The 22,802-nt window shown below is 68.5% G+C and carries 17 protein-coding genes; 6 read left to right on the top strand and 11 right to left on the bottom strand.

All coding sequences use genetic code 11. The features are described from left to right. The first annotated feature begins 61 nt into the window (after positions 1 to 61). Positions 62 to 1,354 carry a thymidine phosphorylase gene (locus tag R2J75_RS00085; protein WP_243332325.1) on the top strand — a complete coding sequence of 431 codons (1,293 nt, stop codon included), beginning with the start codon at positions 62 to 64 and terminating at the stop codon, positions 1,352 to 1,354. Between the two features lie 45 nt (positions 1,355 to 1,399). On the opposite strand, the gene R2J75_RS00080 is transcribed toward R2J75_RS00085, so the two are convergent. Beyond that, positions 1,400 to 1,942, bottom strand: a complete 543-nt coding sequence (locus tag R2J75_RS00080; protein WP_243332327.1) for a glutathione peroxidase — start codon at positions 1,940 to 1,942, stop codon at positions 1,400 to 1,402. 88 nt (positions 1,943 to 2,030) lie between these two features. On the opposite strand from R2J75_RS00080, the gene R2J75_RS00075 reads away from it, so the two are divergent. Beyond that, positions 2,031 to 3,497, top strand: coding sequence for a menaquinone biosynthesis decarboxylase (locus tag R2J75_RS00075; protein WP_243332329.1), 1,467 nt, complete (start codon positions 2,031 to 2,033; stop codon positions 3,495 to 3,497). Positions 3,498 to 3,653: 156 nt separating this feature from the next. Here the strand turns inward: R2J75_RS00075 and R2J75_RS00070 are convergent, their stop codons facing one another. From R2J75_RS00070 to purB, 5 genes are all read right to left on the bottom strand, one after another. Then, positions 3,654 to 5,138 carry a Na+/H+ antiporter NhaC family protein gene (locus tag R2J75_RS00070; protein ID WP_243347079.1) on the bottom strand — a complete coding sequence of 495 codons (1,485 nt, stop codon included), beginning with the start codon at positions 5,136 to 5,138 and terminating at the stop codon, positions 3,654 to 3,656. Between the two features lie 4 nt (positions 5,139 to 5,142). Continuing rightward, positions 5,143 to 7,080 carry an aminotransferase class I/II-fold pyridoxal phosphate-dependent enzyme gene (locus tag R2J75_RS00065; RefSeq protein WP_243332333.1) on the bottom strand — a complete coding sequence of 646 codons (1,938 nt, stop codon included), beginning with the start codon at positions 7,078 to 7,080 and terminating at the stop codon, positions 5,143 to 5,145. Between the two features lie 113 nt (positions 7,081 to 7,193). Next, positions 7,194 to 7,832, bottom strand: coding sequence for a 4Fe-4S dicluster domain-containing protein (locus tag R2J75_RS00060; protein ID WP_243332334.1), 639 nt, complete (start codon positions 7,830 to 7,832; stop codon positions 7,194 to 7,196). Between the two features lie 7 nt (positions 7,833 to 7,839). Further along, a complete protein-coding gene (locus R2J75_RS00055; protein ID WP_243347078.1) occupies positions 7,840 to 8,658 on the bottom strand; it encodes a hypothetical protein in 819 nt (272 codons plus the stop codon). An 11-nt stretch (positions 8,659 to 8,669) separates the two neighbouring features. Then, a complete protein-coding gene (gene purB / locus R2J75_RS00050; RefSeq protein ID WP_243332338.1) occupies positions 8,670 to 10,121 on the bottom strand; it encodes an adenylosuccinate lyase in 1,452 nt (483 codons plus the stop codon). 108 nt (positions 10,122 to 10,229) lie between these two features. Here purB and R2J75_RS00045 point away from each other — a divergent pair, with 108 nt between their 5' ends. From R2J75_RS00045 to R2J75_RS00030, 4 genes are all read left to right on the top strand, one after another. Beyond that, on the top strand, positions 10,230 to 11,474 hold the full coding sequence (locus R2J75_RS00045; protein ID WP_243332340.1) for a serine hydroxymethyltransferase: 1,245 nt from the start codon (positions 10,230 to 10,232) through the stop codon (positions 11,472 to 11,474). 16 nt (positions 11,475 to 11,490) lie between these two features. Beyond that, on the top strand, positions 11,491 to 11,886 hold the full coding sequence (locus R2J75_RS00040; RefSeq protein WP_243332342.1) for a response regulator: 396 nt from the start codon (positions 11,491 to 11,493) through the stop codon (positions 11,884 to 11,886). 4 nt (positions 11,887 to 11,890) lie between these two features. Beyond that, on the top strand, positions 11,891 to 12,337 hold the full coding sequence (locus R2J75_RS00035; protein ID WP_243332344.1) for a gamma-glutamylcyclotransferase family protein: 447 nt from the start codon (positions 11,891 to 11,893) through the stop codon (positions 12,335 to 12,337). 62 nt (positions 12,338 to 12,399) lie between these two features. After that, on the top strand, positions 12,400 to 14,469 hold the full coding sequence (locus tag R2J75_RS00030; protein WP_316410845.1) for a tetratricopeptide repeat-containing diguanylate cyclase: 2,070 nt from the start codon (positions 12,400 to 12,402) through the stop codon (positions 14,467 to 14,469). Here the strand turns inward: R2J75_RS00030 and R2J75_RS00025 are convergent, their stop codons facing one another. The 5 genes from R2J75_RS00025 to dnaA form a co-directional block, all read right to left on the bottom strand. Next, a complete protein-coding gene (locus tag R2J75_RS00025; protein ID WP_243332348.1) occupies positions 14,470 to 14,610 on the bottom strand; it encodes a hypothetical protein in 141 nt (46 codons plus the stop codon). Between the two features lie 122 nt (positions 14,611 to 14,732). Beyond that, complete coding sequence (gene gyrA / locus R2J75_RS00020) at positions 14,733 to 17,348, bottom strand: DNA gyrase subunit A (protein ID WP_243332350.1); 2,616 nt, start codon at positions 17,346 to 17,348, stop codon at positions 14,733 to 14,735. Between the two features lie 57 nt (positions 17,349 to 17,405). Continuing rightward, on the bottom strand, positions 17,406 to 19,913 hold the full coding sequence (gene gyrB / locus R2J75_RS00015; RefSeq protein ID WP_243332352.1) for a DNA topoisomerase (ATP-hydrolyzing) subunit B: 2,508 nt from the start codon (positions 19,911 to 19,913) through the stop codon (positions 17,406 to 17,408). Positions 19,914 to 19,968: 55 nt separating this feature from the next. Next, complete coding sequence (gene dnaN / locus R2J75_RS00010) at positions 19,969 to 21,096, bottom strand: DNA polymerase III subunit beta (protein WP_243332355.1); 1,128 nt, start codon at positions 21,094 to 21,096, stop codon at positions 19,969 to 19,971. Between the two features lie 226 nt (positions 21,097 to 21,322). Then, on the bottom strand, positions 21,323 to 22,702 hold the full coding sequence (gene dnaA, locus R2J75_RS00005; RefSeq protein ID WP_243347072.1) for a chromosomal replication initiator protein DnaA: 1,380 nt from the start codon (positions 22,700 to 22,702) through the stop codon (positions 21,323 to 21,325). Positions 22,703 to 22,802 lie beyond the last annotated feature (100 nt).

The following is a 22,802-nucleotide window of genomic DNA, read 5'->3' as shown; positions in this document are numbered from 1 at the left end:
TACTCGCAATCCTGGCCAGGGTCCGGCGTCCGGACCCGGCGGCCGCGCGGAGGCAGATGCCATGCGTATGTATGACTTGATCTACACCAAGAAGATGGGCGGAAAGCTCACCCCCGAGCAGATCGCCTTCTGGGTCGAAGGGGCTGCCCGGGGCACCGTCCCCGACGAGCAGAGCGCGGCCCTCCTCATGGCCATCTGCTGGCGCGGCATGGACGTGGAGGAGACGCTCGCCCTCACCCTCGGCATGCGCGATTCCGGCGACCGGGTGGACCTCTCCTCCGTTCCCGGCGTGAAGGTGGACAAGCACTCCACCGGCGGCGTGGGCGACAAGACCACCCTCATCCTCGGCCCCATCGTGGCCGCCTGCGGCGTCCCCTGCGCCATGTTCAGCGGCCGCGGCCTGGGCCACACCGGCGGCACCGTGGACAAGTACATGGCCGTCCCCGGGCTCAAGGTGGAACTGAGCGTGGAGGACTTCCGGAAGAGCCTCCTGGAGACGGGCTTCGCCAACAGCGCCCAGACCGGCGACATCACCCCCGCCGACCGCAAACTCTACGCCCTCCGGGACGTGACCGCCACCGTGGAATCCATCCCCCTGATCACGGCCAGCATCATGAGCAAGAAGCTGGCGGGCGGCTCCGACGCCCTCGTGCTGGACGTGAAGTGCGGCGCCGGCGCCTTCATGAAGACCCTCGACGACGCCCGGACCCTGGCCCAGAGCATGGTGGCCGTGGGCCGCGCCCACGGGATGAACATCAAGGCCCTCATCACCCGCATGGCCGAGCCCCTGGGCCGCGCCATCGGCAACAGCCTCGAAGTCATGGAGTCGGTGGAGATCCTCAAGGGCCTGCACGGGGACTCCGACCTGGCCAAGGAGAGCTTCCGGCTCGCCGCCGAGATGCTCATCCTGGGCGGCGCCGCCCCCACCCTGGCCGAGGCCGAGCAGCGCGTGGCCCAGGCGGTGGCCTCCGGCAAGGCCATGGACACCTACCGCGCCTGGGTCGCCTTCAACGGCGGCGACGCGCGGGCCCTGGACGACTTCAGCCTCCTGCCCCAGGCCGCCCACACCCAGGACATCCTGGCGGAGGAGGGCGGCTACATCCACGCCATCGACAGCCGCTGCCTGGGCATCCTGGCCATGGAGATGGGCGGGGGACGCGCCTCCAAGGACGATGTGCTGGACCTGGGCGTCGGCCTCACGATCCACCGGAACGTGGGCGACCGGGTGGAGCGCGGCGAGGCGATCCTCACCCAGCACCACAACGGCAAGCTGGGCAACCCGCTGCCCAAGGGCTGGATCGACATCCGCCCCGAGCCCTGCCCCAAGGCGCCCTGGCTCCTCGAGACGATCTAGGCCTTCCGCGGAGACCCGGCGCGGCCGGGTCTCCGCGCGGCCCGATCAATCCCGGAGGGCCGCCTCCACGGCGTCCTTCAGTTCCTTGCTCTCCGGGGCCACCTGGCTGGGGAAGGCGCGGATCACGCGGCCGTCCTTCCCGACCAGGTACTTGGTGAAGTTCCACTTGGGGACGCCGGCGTCCCGGGTCAGGAAGGCGTAGACCGGGGACTGGCCGGGCCCCTTCACCTCCACCTTCTCCATCATGGGGAAGGTGACCTTGAACTTGGTGGTGCAGAAGGCCTGGATGGTCTCCGGGCTGCCGGGTTCCTGCCCGCCGAACTGGTTGCAGGGGAATCCCAGGACGACGAGGCCCCGGTCCCGGTAGGTCTCGTACAGCCATTCGAGGCCGGCGTACTGGGGGGTGAAGCCGCATTCGCTCGCCACGTTCACGACGAGCACGGCCTTGCCCTTGTAGGCCGCCAGGTTCTGGGGCTTCCCGTCCAGGGTGCGGGTCGTCAATTCATGCAGGGACATGGGTTCCTTTCCGTGGGCGGGAGTGACGGCCGCGAGGGCCAGGGCGGCGGACATGAGGATCGGTGCGCGCATGGTACCTCCTGGATACTGGGACGCCAGCCGCCGGCCCGGCGTTACCGCCCCGGGGCCATTTCGGGTGAAACTGGAAGCGAGGTGAACCATGGGTCAGGATTTCAGAGCCTTCCTCAAGCGCCTGGAGGAGGCCGGCGAACTGCGGCGGGTCCGGGCGGAGGTGGACCCGTACCTGGAGGCGGCGGCCATCACGGACCGCGTGTGCAAGCTCCCCGGCGGCGGCAGCGCCCTCCTGTTCGAGCAGGTGAAGGGCGGGGCCCTGCCCGTGGCCACGAACGTCTTCGGCAGCTACCGGCGGATGGCCATGGCCCTGGGGGTGGACCGGGAGCCCCGGGGCCTGGACGCCATCGGCGACCGCATCGAGAAGCTGATCCAGGAGGCCATGCCCAAGCCCGGCGCGGGGTTCCTGGACAAGCTCTCCAAGCTCCCCATGCTCGCCGAGGTGAGCGCCTGGATGCCGAAGACCGTCCGGAAGGGCCTCTGCCAGGAGGTGATCCACACGGGGGCGGAGGCCAGGCTCTCCCGGCTGCCCGTCCTGACCACCTGGCCCGAGGACGGCGGCCCCTTCATCACCTTGGGGCTCAGCCACACGCGCCACAAGAACGGCATGCGCAACATGGGCATGTACCGCCTGCAGGTCTTCGACGACCACACCCTCGGCTTCCACACCCAGCTGCACCATGACGGGGCCCGGGCCCGGCACGGCTACGCGCCCGGGGAGCGGATGCCCGTGGCGGTGAGTTTCGGGGGCGACCCGGCCCTCACCTACGCCGCGACGGCGCCGCTGCCCCCCTTCCTCTCGGAGGTGATGTTCACGGGCTTCCTGCGCGGCGAGGGCGTGGAGATGGTCAAGTGCGTCACCCACGACCTGGAGGTGCCCGCCGATTCGGAGATCGTCATCGAGGGCTGGGTCGATCCCGGGGAACTGCGCCGGGAGGGGCCCTTCGGCGACCACACCGGCTACTACTCCCTGGCCGACGACTATCCCGTCCTCCACGTGGAGGCCATCACCCACCGCCGCGACCCGGTCTACCCGGCCACCCTCGTGGGCCGGCCCCCCCAGGAGGACACCTACCTGGGGCTGGCCACGGAGCGGATCTTCCTGCCCCTTCTCCGCATGATCCTGCCGGAGGTGGTCGACATGCACCTGCCGCCCGCGGGCGGCTTCCACAACCTCGCCATCCTCTCCATCCGCAAGGCCTACCCGGGCCACGCCCAGAAGGTCATGAACGCGGTGTGGGGCACGGGGCAGATGATGTTCACGAAGGCCGTGGTCATCGTGGACGCGGACATCGATCCCCACGACATGAACGAGGTGCTCTTCCGGGTCACCAGCAACGTGGACCCCCGGCGGGACATGCTCTTCACGGAGGGCCCCCTGGACGTGCTGGACCACAGCAGCGACCGGTTCGCCTTCGGCAGCAAGGTCGGCATCGACGCCACCCGCAAGAGCGCGAAGCTGGACGGCTTCCAGCGCGAGTGGCCCGGCGACCTGGCCTTCCCCGAGGAGGTCCTGGACCGCGTCACCCGCCGCTGGAAGGAGTACGGCCTATAGCCTTGTGCCGCGTCCGCCAAGTCTCTTGAACAATCCGGACGCAAGGGGAGCGGCGCTTGCCGCGGGTCTGGGGGCCCGCCAGGGGGGGCGATGCCCCCGATGGACGCGCAGCGGCCGCTCCCCTCGGATGATTCAGGCTGCTTTGCGGACGCTGCGCTAGGCGCGGAAGCCCGCCTCCCGCGCGAAGAGCAGGTGGAGACCCGCCAGGAAGGCGGCGGGCAGGACGTACGTCCACACGAGGCTCACGTGGAAGCCGACCAGGAGGAAGGCCATGCCGGCGGCGGTGATGACGGCCAGGGTCTGGAAGGCCTGGGTGCGCACGTGGTAGAGGGGGGCCACGCCGCAGGCGGCGGCGGTCATGACCGCCTTCTCGGAGTAGGGGACGACGTGCTCGCCGCTCACGGCGCCGGTGATGACGGCGGCGGAGACGACGGGAATCAGGGCCCCGGACTGGGCCCCCGCCAGCTGGAAGGCCACGGGCATGACGATGGCCATGGCGCCCCAGCTGAAGCCGGTGGTGACGGTCACCAGGAGGGAGATGAAGAAGACGATGAAGGGCAGGGTGGCCGGGCTCAGGAAGCGCTCGAAGGCGTGGGCGATGTAGAGGCCCGTGCCCAGGTCCTTGGCCATCTGGCTGAGGGCGGTGGCCAGCAGGACGATGAGCCCGATGGAGACCATGGAGCCCAGCCCCCGCCCGAAGTGCGCGGGCGCGTGGCGGTGGGGGAGGACGCCGTCCCGCACGAGGGTCACGGCCGCGACCCCGATGGCCAGCACCGTGGCGCCGATGAGGATCTCCACGGAGGGCGCGGCGCCCAGGATGCGGATGAGGGTCACGGGCTCGCCCTGGGCCTGGAGGGCGCGGACGCCGAACACGAAGAGCCCCAGGATGGCGGAGCCCACCAGCACGGCCACGGGCGCGACCACGTGACGGGCGCCGGCGCCCTCGCCCGCGACCTCGGCCTCCTCGGCCAGGCGGTAGGCGTGGTCGTCCAGGCCGGCGCCAAACCAGCGGCCCGTCCAGGCCACCATCAGGGAGAGGAAGAGGGCGAGGAAGGTGTAGTAGTGGTAGGGCAGGGCCCGCAGGAAGAAGTCCGAGAGGCTGCCGTGGAGGCCCAGGTCCCGGCCCGCGTCCACCATCAGGGCCCCCTCGAAGGCGGCCCAGGTGGAGACGAGCATGACGCTGGCCACCAGGGCCACCACATCGACCATGTACGCCAGCACGGAGGCTGGCACCTTGTTCCGGTCCATGACGCTGCGCATGGCGGAGCCGGAGATGAGGACGTTGGCGTAGTCGTCGAAGAACATGCAGAAGCTGAGCCCCCAGGCCGCGAGCCGCGCCTTGCGGCCCGTGCGGAGGGTACGCCCAACGGCTTGCCCGAAGGCCAGGTAGGCCCCGCTGGCGGAAATGAGCTCCAGGAGGCCGCCGATCAGGAGGATGAACACGACGATCTTGAGCCGGTCGGCATCCGTGAAGGCGTGCAGGAGGCTGCGTCCGAGCCCGGCCAGGGCCGGCAGGGGCTGGAAGCCGGCCAGCACGAGGGCGCCGGCGACCACCCCGCAGAACAGGGCCAGGGCGACCCGGCGCCAGACCAGGGCCACGGCGATGGTCACCAGGGCGGGGACCAGGGAGAGGAAGGACATGGCGCTACCCCACCGGCAGCGGGATCATCTCCCGGCCCTGGGCCGTGAGCCGCTGCTCCTCGGCGGGGGTCATGACCTTGAGCAGGCCCTCGGAGGCGCCGTGGATCTCCACGCCGTAGTCCCGGTAGGTCATGAGGGCGTTCACGATGTCCTCGGTGATGATCTGGCCGGGGACCAGGAGGGGGATGCCGGGCGGGTAGGGCACCACCATGGCCGTCGCCACGCGGCCGGCGGCGTCCCGCATGGGCACGCTTTCGCCCTCGGCGTAGAAGGCGTAGCGGGGCAGGTACTTGATGGACGACAGGGACAGGGTGAAATCCTGGAGGATCTTGGCGGCGCCGCTCTCCCGGCGGGCGCCGCTCATGCGCTGGATGTTCGCCAGGGCCAGGGCCAGGCGGTTGAGCTTGGAGTACGTGCTGCCGATGGTGATGAGCACGGTGATCGTGTTGAAGGTGCTCTTTTCGATCTGGATGTTGTGCTTGGTGAGGAGGAGGTACTCGATCTCCTTGCTGGTGTAGCCGGAGCCGGAGACGTCGATGGTCAGCTTGGTGGGGTCCAGGCGGATGCCGTCCGCCCGGACCTCGTCGCTCAGGAGGTCCTCCAGTTCCAGGACCCGGAACTTCTTGAGGCTGTTGATGGACTTCTTGAGGGCGGCCGCCATCTCCAGGGTGCGCTGGAGCAGGGCATAGCCCTCCATGGCCATCTGGCGGCGGGCGACGTCCAGGCTGGCGATCATGGGGTACTGGGGGGAGGTCGAGGCCTGCATGTTGAAGTTCTCCTGGAAGAACTCCCGGATGGACTCGAACTCGGGATCCTGCACATGGATCATGGAGGCCTGAGAGAAGGCGCTCATGGTCTTGTGGGTGCTCTGGGTGCTGTAGTCGGCCCCGGCCGCCATGGCCGAGGGGTAGAAGGCCCGGTGGAAGTTGGCGTAGCCGAACCAGGCCTCGTCCACGATGACCTTGATGCCCCGGGCGTGGGCCTGGTCCACGATGTCCTTGATGTCGTAGATGAGGCCGTCGTACGTGCAGTTGGTCAGGATGAGCACCTTGAGGCGCTTGCCGGCCGCCAGGGCGGCGTCCATGCTCTCCACGATCCGCTGCTTGGGCACCGGCCCGAAGATCCCGTAGCGGTTGTTGACGCTGGGCATGAGGTAGAGGGGCTCGGCCCCGGCGACGATGACCCCGTAATGGACGGACTTGTGGCAGTTGCGGTCCAGGAGGATGGCGTCCCCCGGCTTGAGGAGGGTCTGGATGAGGACCTTGTTGCTCGTGCTGGTGCCGTTGGTGGTGAAGTAGGTGTACCGGGCGTTGAAGGCGCGGGCGGCCAGCTCCTGGGCCTCCTTGATGACGCCCTTGGGCTCCAGGAGGGAATCCAGGCCGGGCACGGACACGGACACGTCCGACTGGAAGAGGTTCTCCCCGAAGAACCGGAAGTAGTCGCCCACCCACTCGGAGTTCTTCACCGAATCGCCGGAGGAGTGGCCCGGCGTGTGCCAGGCGTCCTTGGCCGCCTGGGCGTAGGCGACGAGGGCGTCGAAGAAGGGGGCCCGGTCCTTGCTGCTGATGACCTCGGCGCGGACCTTGCTGGCGATGTCGTCCCAGCTCTCCTCGCCCTTGTGGAAGTACCCGTTGATGAGGCCGCCCGTGTTGAAGGTGGCGCAGTCGGTCTCATGGGTGAACAGGAAGATGTTCACTTCGTAGCGCAGGGCCAGGAAGCGGCTGAACAGCTCGGCGCCCGAGATGGTCTCCCGGCTCCGCTTCTTCAGGGGCAGGATCCACTCGGTGAGGATGACGTGGATGGCGCCGTCCTTGACCAGGAGGTCGTAGGCCTCCTTGAAGGTGGCCGCGCCCACGGCGGGCAGCCCCCGGGCCTCCAGCTCCTGCAGTTCCCCGGCCAGCTCCTCCGCCCTTGGGTTGATGATGAGAACCTTGTACGCCATGGCGGAAACTCCCCGGGCGAGCCGCAAATCGGGCGACGCGCAGACCGCAGGATACCAAAGGCGCTCCGTTCCACGGGTGAACAGCGGCACAACTGCCCGTGTTCCACGTGGAACTATTCGCGGGGATCCACGACGATGGCGGGGTTCGGGGAGGGGCAGCCGAAGGTGCAGAGGCCGCACCCGGTGCAGAAATCGGCGATCACCTCGGGATGGGGGAGCTCGCCCTCGGGCGCCTCGCCCATGCGGATGGCCTTGCCCGGGTAGGGGCAGCGGTCCACGCAGGTGGTGCAGGGCTGGGCCGGCTCGTCCTCGTGCTCCCAGGTGAGGCAGAGGCGGCGCTTCACCCGGGCGGTGCCCATCTTCACGGCGGCGGGGCCCTCCAGGACCTCGTCCCCCACCTTCCGCGTCGGCCACACCAGGGCCCCCTCGGGGCAGGCGGGGATGCAGGGCAGCGAGGTGCACAGGAAGCAGGGCATGTTGCGGGGGAGGATGTGGGGCGTGTTGGCCGCGAGGGGGGCCCCGGGGCCGGCCTGGAGGATGGAATCCTGGGGGCAGGCCTTGGCGCACAGGTCGCAGCGGGTGCAGGCCATGAGGAAATCGAACTCGTCCAGGGCGCCGGGGGGCCGGAGGAGGGACGGGCCGGCCCCGGTCACCGCGTCCTCCACGCGCATGGCCACGAACCCGGCCATCAGCGTGCCCAGGGACTTGAAGAAGTCCGAGCGATCGTGGGGTTCCTCCAGCTTCTTGGCCATGGGGCGCCTACAGGCCGAGAAGCCGGAGCACCGGCATGAGGGTGCCCCAGAGGATGGGATCGAAGCCCAGGGTGAGGATGCCGGCCCGGCCCTCGTCGGCCAGGTTCAGGTGGGCCAGCAGGTGGGGCGACACCGCCACCTCCCGGCTCGTGGCGGGATGGTCGGTCCACTGCACGCCTTCCGGGGCCGCCAGGGGCGCGAGGACGGCGCCGGGGGCCGCGGTGAGGTGGAGCACCAGGAGATCGCCGTGGAAGGCGGGCACCCGGATCTCCAGGAGTCGGCCCCGGGGGACCTGGGGGACCACCTCGAAGGCGGCCCGGTAGCCCAGCTTCTCGATATCCGGATCCTCGCCCTTGAGGATGGCCACGGTCTGCTCCATCAGGCCGTCCAGGCCCTGGTCGCCCAGGAAGGCCACGGACCGCAGGTGGGTGCCGGCCACGTCCCCGAGGCCGCTCACCAGGCGCGGCAGGAGGGCCAGCACCTGGTCCACGGCGGGCCGGTTCCGGAAGGCCTTGGTGCCTTCGGGCCAGCGGCCCAGCACGGGCAGGAGGGGCAGGGCGGGATCCGCGTCGGGGCGCAGGTCCAGGATGGCCCCCGTGAAGTCCGCCAGGAGGTCGGGAGAGGCGGGCGTCTCGGCGAGGATCACCAGTTCGATCTCCTCCAGGAGTTCGGGCTGGGGCGCGAACATGACGGTGTCGCTGAGCTCCTCGTCCAGGGTGGTGGGGCCGGTGGTCAGGGGAAGGACGGAACAATCCTTCGCTTCCAGCGTCTCGACGAGCTCCCGGCCCAGGAGGGAACCGGCGCCCAGGACGGCGATCTTCTGCATGGTGAACCTTTCTATACGCGAACAGTGGCTTCGTCGGCCGGAATGTGATCCGCCAGGGCGGCGGCCACCTCGCCAGCCAGGAAGGCGCGCACCTGGTCTCCGGCGCGCCCGGTGAACCGGCGCCCGTCCAGGAGGGCTGCCAGCTCGGTTTCAGTCATGTTCCAGGCCGGGTCCTCGGCGAGGAGGGCCAGGAGGGTGTTGGGCCGGCCCTCGGCCTTGATGCGACGGCCAGCCTCCAGGCTGGCGACTCGGAAGCGCTCGTGGAGGTCCTGGCGGTCCCCACCGCGCTTCACGCCCTCCATGAGGAGCACCTCGGCGGCCATGAAGGGCAGTTCGGACTGGAGCCGGGCCTCGATCATGCGGGGGTGGACCACCAGCCCGCGGGCGACGTTGCGGTAGAGCACGAGGATGGCGTCCACGGCCAGCAGCCCTTGGCTGAGGGTCAGGCGGCGGTGGGCGGAATCGTCCAGGGTCCGCTCCATCCACTGGGTGGCCGTGGTCTGGTACGAGCTCGGCATCAGGCCCGTGACGAAGCGGGCGAGGCTGCAGATCCGCTCGCTGCGCATGGGATTGCGCTTGTAGGGCATGGCCGAGGAGCCGATCTGCTTGGATTCGAAGGGCTCCTCCACCTCCTTGAGGTGCTGGAGGAGCCGGAGGTCGCATCCGAACTTGGAGGCGGAGGCCGCCAGGCCGCACAGCACCTGCCCGAGGCGGTCCTCCAGCTTGCGGGTGGCCGTCTGGCCCGAAACCGGGATGGCGGGGGAGCCCACCTTCTCGCAGAAGCGGCGCTCCAGCGCCTCCACCTGGGCGCCGTTGCCGTCGAAGAGTTCGAGGAAGCTCGCCTGGGTGCCCGTGACGCCCTTGACGCCCCGGACCGGGGTGGTCGCCAGGACATGGTCCAGGTCCGCCAGGTCCAGGAGCAGGTCCTGGATCCAGAGGGTCGCGCGCTTGCCGACCGTGGTGGGCTGGGCCGGCTGGAAATGGGTGAAGCCGAGGCAGGGGGTGTCGGCCCAGGTCGCGGCGAAGTCCCGCAGGGCCGCGAGGACGTCCTGGAGGCGCCGGCGGAGGAGGCGGAAGGCCTCCTGGGCGATCAGGAGGTCGCCGTTGTCGGTGACGAAGCAGCTGGTGGCACCCAAATGGATGATCGGGCGCGCGGACGGAGCCTGCTCGCCCCAGGCGTGGATGGCGGCCATGACATCGTGGCGGAGGGCCGCCTCGTGGCGCGCGATGGCCTCCAGGTCCACGGCGTCCTGCGTCGCGCGCATCTCGCGGACCTGGTCCTCGGTGATGGGGAGGCCCAGTTCCCGCTCGCTCTCCGCCAGGGCGATCCAGAGGCGCCGCCAGACGCGCATCCGGTACAAGGGGGAGAGCAGGCGCACCATGGCCTTGGAGGCATACCGGGAGGCCAGGGGGTGTTCGAAGCTTTCGAGGTCGGCTTCGGCGCTGGAGGGAAGGATGGACATGGGTCACCTTTCCCCTCCATTTTGGCAGATGTAGGGCCTTCCCGCTTTTCCATGTGCATCGTCCCGGCTTGTGAGAAGATTTACGGCGTCAACCTTTGAGGTGAGGCCATGTCCTATTACGAAACCCTGAAAGCCGCAGATCCCTCCGTTTACCAGGCGCTGGAGCTCGAAGTCACGCGACAGCGCCACCACCTGGAGCTCATCGCCTCCGAGAACTACGCCTCCCTGGCCGTCATGCAGGCCATGGGCAGCCACTTCACCAACAAGTACGCCGAGGGCTACCCCGGCCGGCGCTACTACGGCGGCTGCGTGAACGTGGACAAGGTCGAGGACCTGGCCCGCACCCGCGCCAAGCAGCTCTTCGGCGCTGAGCACGCCAACGTCCAGCCCCACAGCGGCGCCCAGGCCAACATGGCCGTCTACTTCTCCGTGCTCAAGCCCGGCGACACCGTCCTCGGCCTGGACCTGGCCCACGGCGGCCACCTCACCCACGGCCACCCCCTGAACAGCTCCGGCATCCTGTACAAGTTCGTCGGCTACCACGTGAGCCGCGAGACCGAGCGCGTCGACATGGACGAGGTCCGCCGCCTGGCCCGCGAGCACAAGCCCAAGCTCATCGTGGTGGGCGCCTCCGCCTATCCCCGCATCTTCGACTTCGCCGCCTTCCGCGCCATCGCCGACGAGGTGGGCGCGCTCATGATGGTCGACATGGCCCACATCGCCGGCCTCGTCGCGACGGGCCACCACCCCAGCCCCGTGCCCTTCGCGGATTTCGTCACCACGACCACCCACAAGACCCTGCGCGGGCCCCGGGGCGGCCTGGTCCTCTGCCGCGAGCGCTTCGCCAAGGACCTGGACCGCGCCCTCTTCCCCGGCGTCCAGGGCGGCCCGCTCATGCACGTGGTGGCGGCCAAGGCCGTGGCCCTCGGCGAGGCCCTCCAGCCCGGGTTCAAGGCCTACCAGGACCAGGTGGTCCGCAACGCCGCGGCCCTGGCCGCCGCGCTCCAGGCCAAGGGCTGGCGCATCGTCTCCGGCGGCACCGACAACCACCTCATGCTGGTGGACGTCTTCCAGCAGGGCATCCTGGGCAACGAGGCCGAGCAGGCCCTGGACAAGGCCGGCATCACCGTCAACAAGAACGGCATCCCCTTCGACCCCAATCCCCCGCTCAAGCCCTCCGGCGTCCGCATCGGCTCCCCCGCCATCACCACGCGCGGCATGAAGGAGCCCGAGATGGTGCGCATCGCCGGCTGGATCGACAGCGCCCTCCGCTCCCGCGCCGACGAGGCGGCCATCGCCCGCATCCGGGACGAGGTCTTCGCCCTCACGGCCCAGTTCCCCATTCCCGAGTAGCTTCCCCGGAGCCCCCATGCCCGACCGGCCCCAAGGTCGCATCCTGGTGGTGGACGATGAGCCACTTATCAGAGAAATGGCCCGGGAGATCCTGGAAGGGCAGGGGTATGCCGTCACGGAGGCGGTGGACGGCCAGGACGGCCTCGATGTCTGGATGGACCGGCAGGCCCAGTTCGATCTCATCATCCTGGATCTCGTGATGCCCCGGCTTCACGGGTTCCAGGTGATGGACCGGATCCTCCAGGTCGCGCCGCGCACGCGCTTCCTCATCAGCAGCGGCTTCTCCCCGGACAGCCGGCCCGAGTTGACCCGCCCGACGGCCACCACCGCCTTCCTCGCCAAGCCCTACCGAAGCAAGGACCTGCTCGAGCGGGTGCACCGCCTGCTCCAGGACTCAGGCCCGGCGGCCTGAGCGGATGGAGCCCGACGGCCTCTTCGTCTACGGCACCCTCCGGGAGGGGGGCCGGCACCACCGGTGGCTGCTCCGCACCCACCCGGAGGGCACCATCGGCGCGTTCGCGCCGGGGCGCCTCTTCCACCTGCCGGCCCACGGCTACCCCGCCCTCGTGCCCGGGGAGGACCCCGGCGGGGACCCGCCCGGCCCGGGCTGGGTGCGGGGGGTCTTCGTGGGCTACGAGGATGCGGACGCCCTGGCCTCGGCCGTCGCGGACCTGGATCCCCTCGAAGGGGCGGACACGGGGCTCTTCGAGCGGATCGCCCTCCCCGTGGTCCTGGACTCCGGGCACCGGTACGCGGCCTGGGCCTACGTATTCCCGGCGGACCGGCTTCCCCGCCTGGAGCGCGAGGCCGTCGAACTTCCGTCCGGCGACTGGAAAGCCTACCTCGGCCCCGGGGAGATATAAGCTATACTGCTGCCATGGGATCCATCCCTCGGCTGGCGATTATCCGAAGAGCAGCTTGTCCCGTGGCCCTCGCCATCGGCCTGCTGGGCGGGACGGGTGTGTCCCAGCCCCTGGCGGCGGCGGTGCCCGCGGCCACCGCGAAGCGGATCGCGGATCTGCGCAAGCGCATCGACGCGGACAACCGCAACCACCCCGTGGCCTCCGTCGCCCTCGCCCAGGAGGCCCTCCAGCTCCTCAAACCCGACGAGGAGCCTGCCATCCGCACCGCGCTCCTCATCGGCCTCGTGCGCGACCTCAACGTCCTGCTCCGCATCCCGGAGGCCGAGGCCCGGCTCGCCGAAGCGCGGGCCCAGGTCGCCCATGCCGGCCAGCCCCGGGACCACTTCCTGGTGGGGATGGAGGGCGCCCTCGTCCTCATCCTGAAGGAGCGCCCCGGTGACGCCCGGCCCGTCCTGGAGGGCCTGATCCCCGCCATGGAGGGCTACCTGAAGAAGCAGCCCGAGGACAGCGAGATCCATCGCCTCCTCGGCCGGGCCCAGCGTTCCCTGGGCACCGCCAACCGGGACCTGGGCCGCTTCCCGGAGGCCATCGGCTGGTACCAGCGGGCCATGAAGACCTACCAGGAAGCCCAGGATTCCGCCGGCCTCAGCAACGTGCTGGACCAGATGGGGACCCTCCTTCAGCTCCTCGGGCGCCTCGACGAGGCCGTGTCCTACCACCGCCAGGCCATCGCCACCGCGGAGCCCCTCAAGAACCCGGAACTCCTCGCCACCATCCACCTGAACTTCGCCAACACCTACGGGTTCCTCAACGACACGGACCATCAGCTGGAGGAGCTGGCCAAGAGCCGGGAGCTGGCCAGGATCTCCCAGGATCCGGACATCGAACTCACCGTGGCCGTGAACATGGCCGACGCCTACCTCCGGAAGAAGGACTACCGCACCTGCCTGAAGTACGCCGAGGCCGGCCTCCGCCTGGCCCGGGAGGCCGGCAACGCCGCCTCCATCGCCGTGAGCCAGGTGAACCAGGGCATCGCCCTCAACCGCCTGGGCAACAGCGCCGAGGGACTCAAGGCCATCGTGGCCGGCCTGGAGCACTTCAAGGCCTCCCAGGCCCGGAACGACACCGCCGAGATCGTGGGCATCCTCGCCGAGGAGTACGCCTTCGCGGGGGAGTGGCGCAAGGCCTACGAGACGGAACTCCAGTTCAAGGCCCTCAGCGACGACCTGAAGCGGGTGCAGGACCAGAAGCACATCGCCGATGCCAGCGCCGCCTTCGAGATCGACAAGAAGCAGCTCCAGATCGATGCCCTCAACCGCGAGCGGCGCAACCAGCTCCGGCTCCGCTTCCTCTGGACCGCCATCGGCCTGCTGGGCCTGGGCACCGCGGCCGTCCTGGTGGCGGGGCGGAAGAAGCTCCAGGCCGCCAACAAGGCCCTGGCCGACATGAGCCTGCGGGATCCCCTCACCTCCCTGGCCAACCGCCGCTACCTGACCTCCCGCATCGCCGAGGACCTCGCCCAGATCCACCGCCTCCAGCGCTCAGGCCTCACCGAGGCGGGCAAGACCCGCATGCCCCTCAACATCGACGTGATCTTCTTCATGATCGATATTGATCATTTCAAGCAAGTCAACGATACCCACGGCCACGCCGCCGGGGACCAGGTCCTGCGCCAGTTCGCCTCCATCCTCTCCAGCACCATGCGCGACTCGGATACGGTCGTCCGGTGGGGGGGCGAGGAGTTCTTCGTCGTGGCCAAGCACACCTCCCGGACCGAGGCCCACATCGTCGCCGAGCGCATCCGGTCCCGGGTCGAAGCCTTCCCCTTCGATATCGGGGAGGGCCGGATCGTCCACAAGACCTGCTCCGTGGGCTTCGCCACCTACCCCTTCTTCCGCAAGGACCCCGCGCTGGTGGCCTGGGAGAAGGTGGCCGAAGTGGCGGACCAGTGTCTGTACGCCGCCAAGGCCTCTGGTCGCAACACCTGGGTGGGTGTGCACGAGGCGGAGGATGGCCCGGACGCCGACCTCAAGGAGCGCCTGGGCGCCTATCCGGATGTGGCCAAGCTCGTCGCGGACGGCATCCTGCGCGCGGAAGCCATGGCGGAACGGCCCATCGCCTGGAACAGCTGATCAGTCGTGGACGGTGTAGCCGCCCGCGGCCAGCAGCGCCACGAGGAGGCCCAGCAGGATGAGCACCACGTTCATCACGTCCGAGACGTGGCTGAAGAGGGCGGTGTGCTGGAAGTGGGGGTGAGGGACGTGGAAGTGCATACGGTCCTCCTGTTCCCTGTACTCCAGTATCGGTTCCACGGCGTGCCCGCGCCGCTGTTTCGGGGGGTACGAGGAAAGGGCCGCCCCGGGGGGCGGCCCTCGTCTTGCCGGCGGATAGGCGCCTAGAGGAGGCGCTGGGGCTCGCCGGACTCATCCGGTCCAGGGTTGGCGTGCTCGGCGTCCACCACGAGGTCCACGTCCTCCTCCTCGTCCAGGGCCTGGGCGCTGGCGTCGATCTTGGCCAGGCCGACGACGCGGTCCGATTCGGTGGGGAGGTTCAGGAGGCGCACCCCCAGGGCGGCGCGGCCGGTCTTGCGCACGTCGTCCGTGGCAAAGCGGATGACCATGCCCTCCTGGGAGATCAGGAGGCAGCCTTCGCCCGGCTTCACGAGCACGGAGCCGACCACCTTGCCGTTCCGGACGCCGGCGCGGATGTTGATCACGCCCGTGCCGCCCCGGCCCTGCAGGCGGTAGTCCTGGAGGAGGCTGCGCTTGCCGTAGCCCTTTTCGGTGACGGTGAGGAGCAGCCCGTGGGCGGCGGTGGCCTCGTCGGCCTCCTCGCCCTCGGCCAGGTCGGGCAGGGCGTCGATGACTTCCATGTCCACGATCTCGTCGCCGGAGCCCAGGCGCATGCCCCGGACGCCGGTGGCGGTGCGGCCCATGGCGCGGACGTCCTCCTCGGGGAAGCGGATGGCCTTGCCCAGGGCGCTCACGAGGAGGATCTGCTGGTTCCCCGTGGACACCCGCACGCTCACGAGGCTGTTGCCCTCCTCGATGTTGAGCGCGATGAGGCCGTTGGCCCGGATATTGGCGTAGAGGCTGAGGCTGGTCTTCTTGACGGTGCCGTCGGCGGTCGCGAAGACGAGGTGGTGCTCCTCGGGGAACTCGCGGAGGGCCAGGAGGGTGACGACCTTCTCCTCGTCCTTGAGGCTGATCAGGTTCTTGATGTGCTTGCCGCGGGTGGAGGCGGCGGCCTCCGGCAGGTCGTACACCTTGAGGGCGTAGGCGTAGCCCCGGTCCGTGAAGACGAGGAGGGTGTCGTGGGCCTTGGTGAGGAAGAGGCGTTCCACGAAATCCTCATCCTTCGTCTTCATGCCCAGCTTGCCCTTGCCGCCCCGCTTCTGGCGCCGGTAGGCGGCCAGGGCCGTGCGCTTGATGTACCCGGCCTTGGACATGGTGACCACCATCTCCTCGTCGGGGACCACGTCCTCCATGCGGATGTTGCCGGAGAAGGCGGTGATCTCGGTGCGCCGGTCGTTGCCGAACTGGTCGGCGACCGCCTGGAATTCGTCGCGGATGACCTTCATCAGGAGGTGATCGTCGGCCAGGATGGCCTTGAGGCCGGCGATGGTGGCCTCCAGTTCCCGCAGTTCCTCCAGGATCTTCTCCCGCTCCAGGCCGGTGAGGCGCTGCAGCCGCATGTCCAGGATGGCCTGGGCCTGCTTGTCGGAGAGGCGGAGGGCCGGGTTCTTCTTCAGGGCCGCGGCCGTGGCGAAGGCGCCCTCCATGAGGCCCTGCTTGGCCTCCTCGGGGCTGGCGGCGGCGCGGATCAGCTTGATCACGGCGTCCAGGTGGTCCAGGGCGATGACGAGGCCCATCACGATGTGGTGGCGCTCCTCGGCCTTGCGCAGCTGGAACATGGTGCGGCGGGTGACGACCTCGCGGCGGAAGCCGATGAACTCCCGGAGGATCTCGCGCAGGTTCAGGATGCGCGGCTGGCCGTTCACGATGCAGAGCATGGTGATGCCGAAGGAGCTCTGGAGGGCCGTCAGCTGGTACAGCTGGTTCAGGACGATGTCGCTGGGCTCGCCCTTCTTCAGCTCCACCACCATGCGGATGCCCTCGCGGTCGCTTTCGTCCCGGAGGTCGCTGATGCCTTCGATCTTCTTCTCGTGGACCAGCTCGGCGATCTTCTCGAGCAGGGTGGCCTTGTTCACCTGGTAGGGCAGCTCGGTGAACACCAGCTGCTCACGGTCACCGGCCCGCTTGATCTGCTCCACGTGGGCCTTGGCCCGGACGATGCAGCGGCCCCGGCCGGTGCGGTAGGCGTCGTAGACCCCCTCCGTGCCGAGCATGATGCCGCCGCCCGGGAAATCCGGCCCGTGGATGTAGCCCATGATGGCGTCCAGCCCCAGGGTGGGGTCGTCCACCATGGCGATGAGGGCGTTGCAGCACTCCCGCAGGTTGTGGGGCGGGATGCTGGTGGCCATGCCCACGGCGATGCCCTGGCTGCCGTTGACGAGCAGGTTGGGGAACCGGGTGGGGAGGGTGAGGGGTTCCTCCAGGCTGTCGTCGTAGTTGGGGCCCCAGTCCACCGTGTCCTGGTCCAGGTCGGACATCATCTCGTTGGCCAGGCGGGAGAGCCGGGCCTCGGTGTAGCGCATGGCCGCGGCGCTGTCGCCGTCGATGGAGCCGAAGTTGCCCTGGCCGTCCACCAGCACGTGGCGCATGGAGAAGGGCTGGGCCAGGCGGACGAGGGTGTCGTAGATGGCGGAATCCCCGTGGGGATGGTACTTGCCCATCACGTCGCCGACGGTGCGCGCGGATTTCTTGTAGGGGCGGTTCCAGTCGTTGCCGCCCTCCCGCATGGCGTAGAGGACGCGGCGGTGCACCGGCTTGAGGCCGTCCCGCACATCCGGAAGGGCCCGGCCCACGATCACGCTCATGGCGTAATCGAGGTAGGACTTCCGCATTTCCTTTTCAATCTCGATGGGCTCGATTCGGGCGTTCTGGGTCATTCAGGCTTCCGTGGTTCCACGTGGAACAGCTGGGTATTACTGTCATTCAAGGACTTGCTAGACGTCGAGGTTCTCCGCCAAGAGGGCGTTGGTCTCGATGAACCGGCGGCGGGGCTCCACCGCGTCGCCCATGAGGACGGTGAAGATCTCGTCGGCTTCCACCGCGTCCTCCACCTGGACCTTGAGGAGGATGCGCCGCTCGGGATCCATGGTGGTCTCCCAGAGCTGCTCCGGGTTCATCTCGCCCAGACCTTTGTAGCGCTGGATGCCGAGGCCCCGCTTGCCCTCCTCCAGGATGGTGGCGAGCATCTGCTCCGGGTTCTCGAAGACCAGCTCCTTGGCCTTGGTGGCCAGGGCCGGATCCGCGTCCTCCCCCTCGGCGGGGGCGCCCGCGCCGGTGCGGCGGAGGCGCAGGGCGCCGCCGGAGAAGGAGGCCAGGTCCTGGTGCAGGCTCATCAGGCGCCGGAACTCGCCCCAGTGGGCGACCTGGTTGTCGATCCAGAGGGTGATCGGCCGGGAAAGGTGGATGCGGGTGAGCTTCAGCCGGTGGACGAAGGTCGGCTCGCCGCCCTCCGCCAGGGGTGGAACCTCCTCGGTCTCCAGCTCGCATTCGCCCAGGCCCTTGGCCACGAGGCGCTCCATCAGCTCGCCCAGGTGCTCGGCCGAACTGAAGCGGCTGTCGTCCAGGAGCCCGTCCGTGAGCAGGGCGTCCACCAGGGGCCGCGCGTAGCCGCGCCGCTCGAGCTTGTAGTAGAGGTGCTTGACCTCGCCCCACTTCTTCATTTCCCGCACGAGGGTCGGGCCCTGGTGCTCCTCGCCGCCGGGCAGGCTCAGCGTCCACCCGTCCAGGGCCTTCTGGAACAGGTACTCCTCCAGGGCCCGCTCGTCCTTGAGGTAGCGCTCCTGCTTGCCCTTCTTCACCTTGTAGAGGGGCGGCTGGGCGATGTACAGGTGGCCCCGCATGACCAGCTCGGGCATCTGCCGGAAGAAGAACGTGAGGAGCAGGGTCCGGATGTGGGACCCGTCCACGTCGGCGTCGGTCATGAGCACGATCTTGTGGTAGCGCAGGTTCTCGACCTTGAAGTCCTCCTGCCCGATGCCGGTGCCCAGGGCCTGGATCAGGATGCGGAGCTCGGCGGAGCTGAGGATCTTGTCGAAGCGGGCCTTCTCGACGTTCAGGACCTTGCCCTTGAGGGGCAGGATGGCCTGGGTGCGCCGCTCGCGGCCCTGCTTGGCGGAGCCGCCGGCGGAATCACCCTCCACCAGGAAGATCTCGGAGAGGGCCGGATCCTTTTCCTGGCAATCGGCCAGCTTTCCGGGGAGGCCGGCGCTGTCCAGGGAGCCCTTGCGGCGGGTGAGCTCGCGGGCCCGCCGGGCGGCTTCGCGCGCGCGGGCGGCCTCGATGGCCTTCTCCAGGATCGCCTTGGCCTCGCGGGGGTTCTCCTCGAAGAACGTGGTGAGGCGGTCGTACACGATGGTCTGGACGATGCCCTTCACCTCGCTGGAGACGAGCTTGTCCTTGGTCTGGCTGCTGAACTTGGGATCCGGCACCTTGGCGGAGATCACCGCCGTCAGGCCTTCGCGCACGTCCTCGCCGGAGAGGGCGACCTTGGCCGACTTCAGGAGGTTGTTCTTCTCGGCGTAGGTGTTGATCACCCGCGTCATGGCCGCGCGGAAGCCCTCCAGGTGGGCGCCGCCGTCGCGGTTGCGGATGTTGTTCGTGAAGCAGAACAGCGTCTCCTGGTAGCTGTCGTTCCACTGCAGGCTCACCTCGACGGTGATGTCGTTCTTGACGTCCTCGATGTGGATGGGCGGGCGGTGCAGGACCGTCTTGGTGCGGTTCAGGTGCTCCACGAACGCGTCGATGCCGCCGGCGTTCAGGAAGTCGTGGTGCTCCCCGCTGCGCTCGTCGGTGATGCGGATGTGGACGCCCTTGTTCAGGTAGCTCAGCTCCCGCAGGCGCTGGCTGAGGACCTCGAAGGAGAAGTCCAGCTTGCCGTGGAAGATCTCGTCGTCGGGCTTGAAGCGCACGCGGGTGCCGCGGCGGGTCGTGGGGCCCAGGACCGCCAGGGGCGCGTCGGCATGACCCTGGGTGAAGGTCATGGCGTGCTCCTTGCCGTCCTTCCAGATGGTCAGCCAGAGCTTCTTGGAGAGGGCGTTCACGCAGGAGACGCCGACGCCGTGGAGGCCGCCGGAGATCTTGTAGGAGTTCGCGTCGAACTTACCGCCCGCGTGGAGGACGGTCATGATGACCTCGGCGGCGGAGCGGTTCTCCTCCTTGTGGAGGTCCACCGGGATGCCGCGGCCGTTGTCCTCGACCGAGCAGCTCCCGTCGTCGTGGAGGGTCACGTCCACGCGGGTGCAGTACCCCGCCAGGGCCTCGTCCACGGCGTTGTCGACGACCTCGTAGACCATGTGGTGGAGGCCGCTGCCGTCGTCGGTGTCACCGATGTACATGCCAGGCCGCTTCCTGACAGCTTCCAGGTCGCGGAGGACGGTGATGTTGTCGGCGGTGTAGGTGGCTTCTGTTTCAGCGTTCCTGGACTTGCTCACTTCTTCGGTCATCAATGCTCGCTTTGGCTTGTGCTTGGATTCGGACGTCCGCGGAGACCCCGGCTTTTCAGCTCGGGTTGGCGAACTTCACAGGCATGAGGATGTACCGGAAGGACATGTCCTCGATGCTGGGGGACATGAAGATGCCCTGTCCCACGTCGTCCTTGAACTGATAGACCACCTCCTCGCCCGGGATCCGCTCGAGGAGCTCGGTGAGGTAGTCGATGTTGAAGGCCAGCTCCAGGGGCTGCTCCTCGCCGGTGAAGCTGAGGGTGCCCTGGTTGACGCCTTCGTCGGGGTGCTGGAAGAAGACCCGCAGGTTGGGGAACTCGAAGAAGAGGCGGACGTTCTTGTTGTAGTCGTCCTTCTTCAGGCCGACGACGCGGAGGGTGCGCAGGAAGTCCTCCCGGTCCACGATCACGCGGCGGGGGAGTTCGGAGGGCAGCACCTTCTCGTAGGCCGGGTAGTTGCCGGTCACGCGGCGGGTGCTGAACTTGAGGCCGGGCTGGTCCATGAACAGGCTGCGCTCGTCCCAGGTGAGGGTGAGCTGGCCCTCGTCGCCCAGGCTGGAGGGGAGCAGGTCGAGGGCGCGCCGGGGCACGATGATGCGCGCATCCGTCTCCAGGCCGGTCTCCAGGGGGACCTCGACCACCGCCAGGCGGAAGCCGTCCGTGGACACGACGCGGATGAAGGACTTGCCGAGATGCAGCAGGACGCCCGAGAGGGTGGGCTTGGTGGCGTCCTTGCTCACGGAGATGGAACCGAGGCTGATGGCCCTCCGGAAGAGGTTGGAGGGCACCGTGACGCTGGGGAGGCCCGCCTCGGGGCGGGGCAGCTCGGGGAAGCCCTCGCCGGGCTGGATGTTGTGCTCGGAGTTGAAGCCCTTGGCCCGCAGCCAGATCCGGTTGCCCGTATCGGGCCACTCCAGGGTCAGCAGGCCGTCCGGATAGGCCTTCACCGTCTCCACGAACTTCTTGCCCGGGATGGCGACGACGCGGTTGCCGTTGCCCTCCACCGGCACGGTCGCCTCGAAGGCCAGCTCCATGTCGGTGGCCTTGAGCACCATCTCGTGGTCCACGACCTCCACAAGGACGTGCTGGAGGATGGGCAGGGTGACCCGCCTCTCCAGGGCGTGCTTGAGAATCCCGAGCGTCTTATCAAGACGTTCCTTGGAAACCTGTATTTGGAAGTTCATGAATCACCCTGATTATGCTGAGTGGCGGCCTACCCTGCGGAAATGACGGTCAAACCCTTAGTGTAGCTGGAAAAGAGCCCTCGGGGCAGATGCGGGTACCAGCGGCGGGTTCGCGGAAAGGAGGTGCGGATCCAGGTGGGACCCCCTGGCCGCTGCGGATTTCCGCCGCGGATCCGCAGGGCGGACGGGGGGAGGTCTGCGGAGTGGTTCCGCAAAGTTAATCATTTCACTGGATGCTATTCAGGAGGGAGTGGACGAGCTTGTGGAAATCAGCATCCTTCTGCATGCGGTTCTTCACGGACTCGATGGCGTTCATCACCGTGCTGTGGTGCATATCGTTGAAATTCCGGCCGATTTCCGTGAAGGACGCCGCCGTGAGCTCGCGGGTGAGGTACATGGCGACCTGGCGGGGCAGGAGGATGCTCTGGTGCCGGGACTTCTTCTTCATCAGGTCGGTGAAGGAGATGCCGTAGGTCTCCGCCGTCGTCCGGCAGATCTTCTCCATGGAGATGGACGCCGTGGCCTCGGAGCCCGTCTGGCCCATGAAGGCCTGCTGCGCCACGTCCAGGCTGGGCGCGACGCCCAGGAAGCTGCTCTGGAAGACGACGCGGGTGAGGAGGCCCTCCAGGTCGCGGACGCTGCCCTTGGCCTTGTGGGCGATGAAGGTGATGACGTCCTCGGGCACGTGGGGCAGGTCCTTGAAGACCTCGTCCTCGAGCTTCTTGCGGAGGATGGCCACCCGGGTCTCGAAGTCGGGGGGCTGGATGTCCGCCGTGAGGCCCCACTTGCACCGCGTGATGAGGCGGTCGTGCAAGCCTTCCAGCTTCTGGGGCGGCTTGTCCGAGGTGATGACGATCTGCTTTCCGTACTGCAGGAGGTACTCAAGGATGTAGAAGATCTCCTCCTGGGTGCGCTCCATGCGGCCCAGGGTCTGCACATCGTCCAGGAGCAGCAGGTCGTTCTGCTGGTACTTCTTGCGCATGGGCTCGGTGTTCTTGGCCCGGATGGCGATGGTGAGCTCGTTGAAGAAGTTGTCCACCTTCAGGTAGGCCACCTTCACGCCCGGCGACTTGGCCAGGATGCCCTTGCCGATGCCGATCATCAGGTGGGTCTTGCCCAGGCCGGAGCCCCCATAGATGAACAGGGGGTTCATGTTGAGGGTGGAGTTGCTCCGCCCGTGGTTCTCGACCACCGCGTTGGCGGCGGCGAAGGCCAGCTGGCTGCTGGGGCCCACGACGAAGCGGTCCAGGGTGTAGCGCTGGAAGCCCTGGGGGAAGGGGCTGTCCAGGGGCGTCTCGGCCGGCGCGGTGACGGCGGGGCGGCCCTTGGCCGGAGCCGGGGCGGTCTTGGCGTCGCCGGCGACCATGAAGCCCAGCCGGAGGCTGGCCAGGTCGCACTGGACGAGCACATCGTGGAACTCCTCGGCGAGCTGCTGCTCGATCCAGATCCGGGCGGAAGGGGAGGGCACCTGGATCAGGAGGGTGGTGCCATCGAAGCTGAGGGGCCGGCACGGTTCGATCCAGTCGTGGAAGGTCCGCTCGGGCAGATGATTGGCCAGCCCCTTGCGCAGGGTTTCCCAGAGGTCCTGAGCGTCATTCGTCTGCATTCGTGCGTCCCACCTCGATCCGAAACGGCGATGGCCCGGAGCGTCTGCGCCCCGGGAAAGGGAGGCCCCTGGACTCCATCCTGGATTCGGGAGATCTACT

The sequence above is a fragment of the Mesoterricola sediminis genome (genome assembly GCF_030295425.1).
GTDB classification, from domain to species: Bacteria; Acidobacteriota; Holophagae; order Holophagales; family Holophagaceae; genus Mesoterricola; species Mesoterricola sediminis.
Note: the sequence above shows the minus strand (reverse complement) of the source record. Positions and strands in the feature narration are given on the sequence as shown.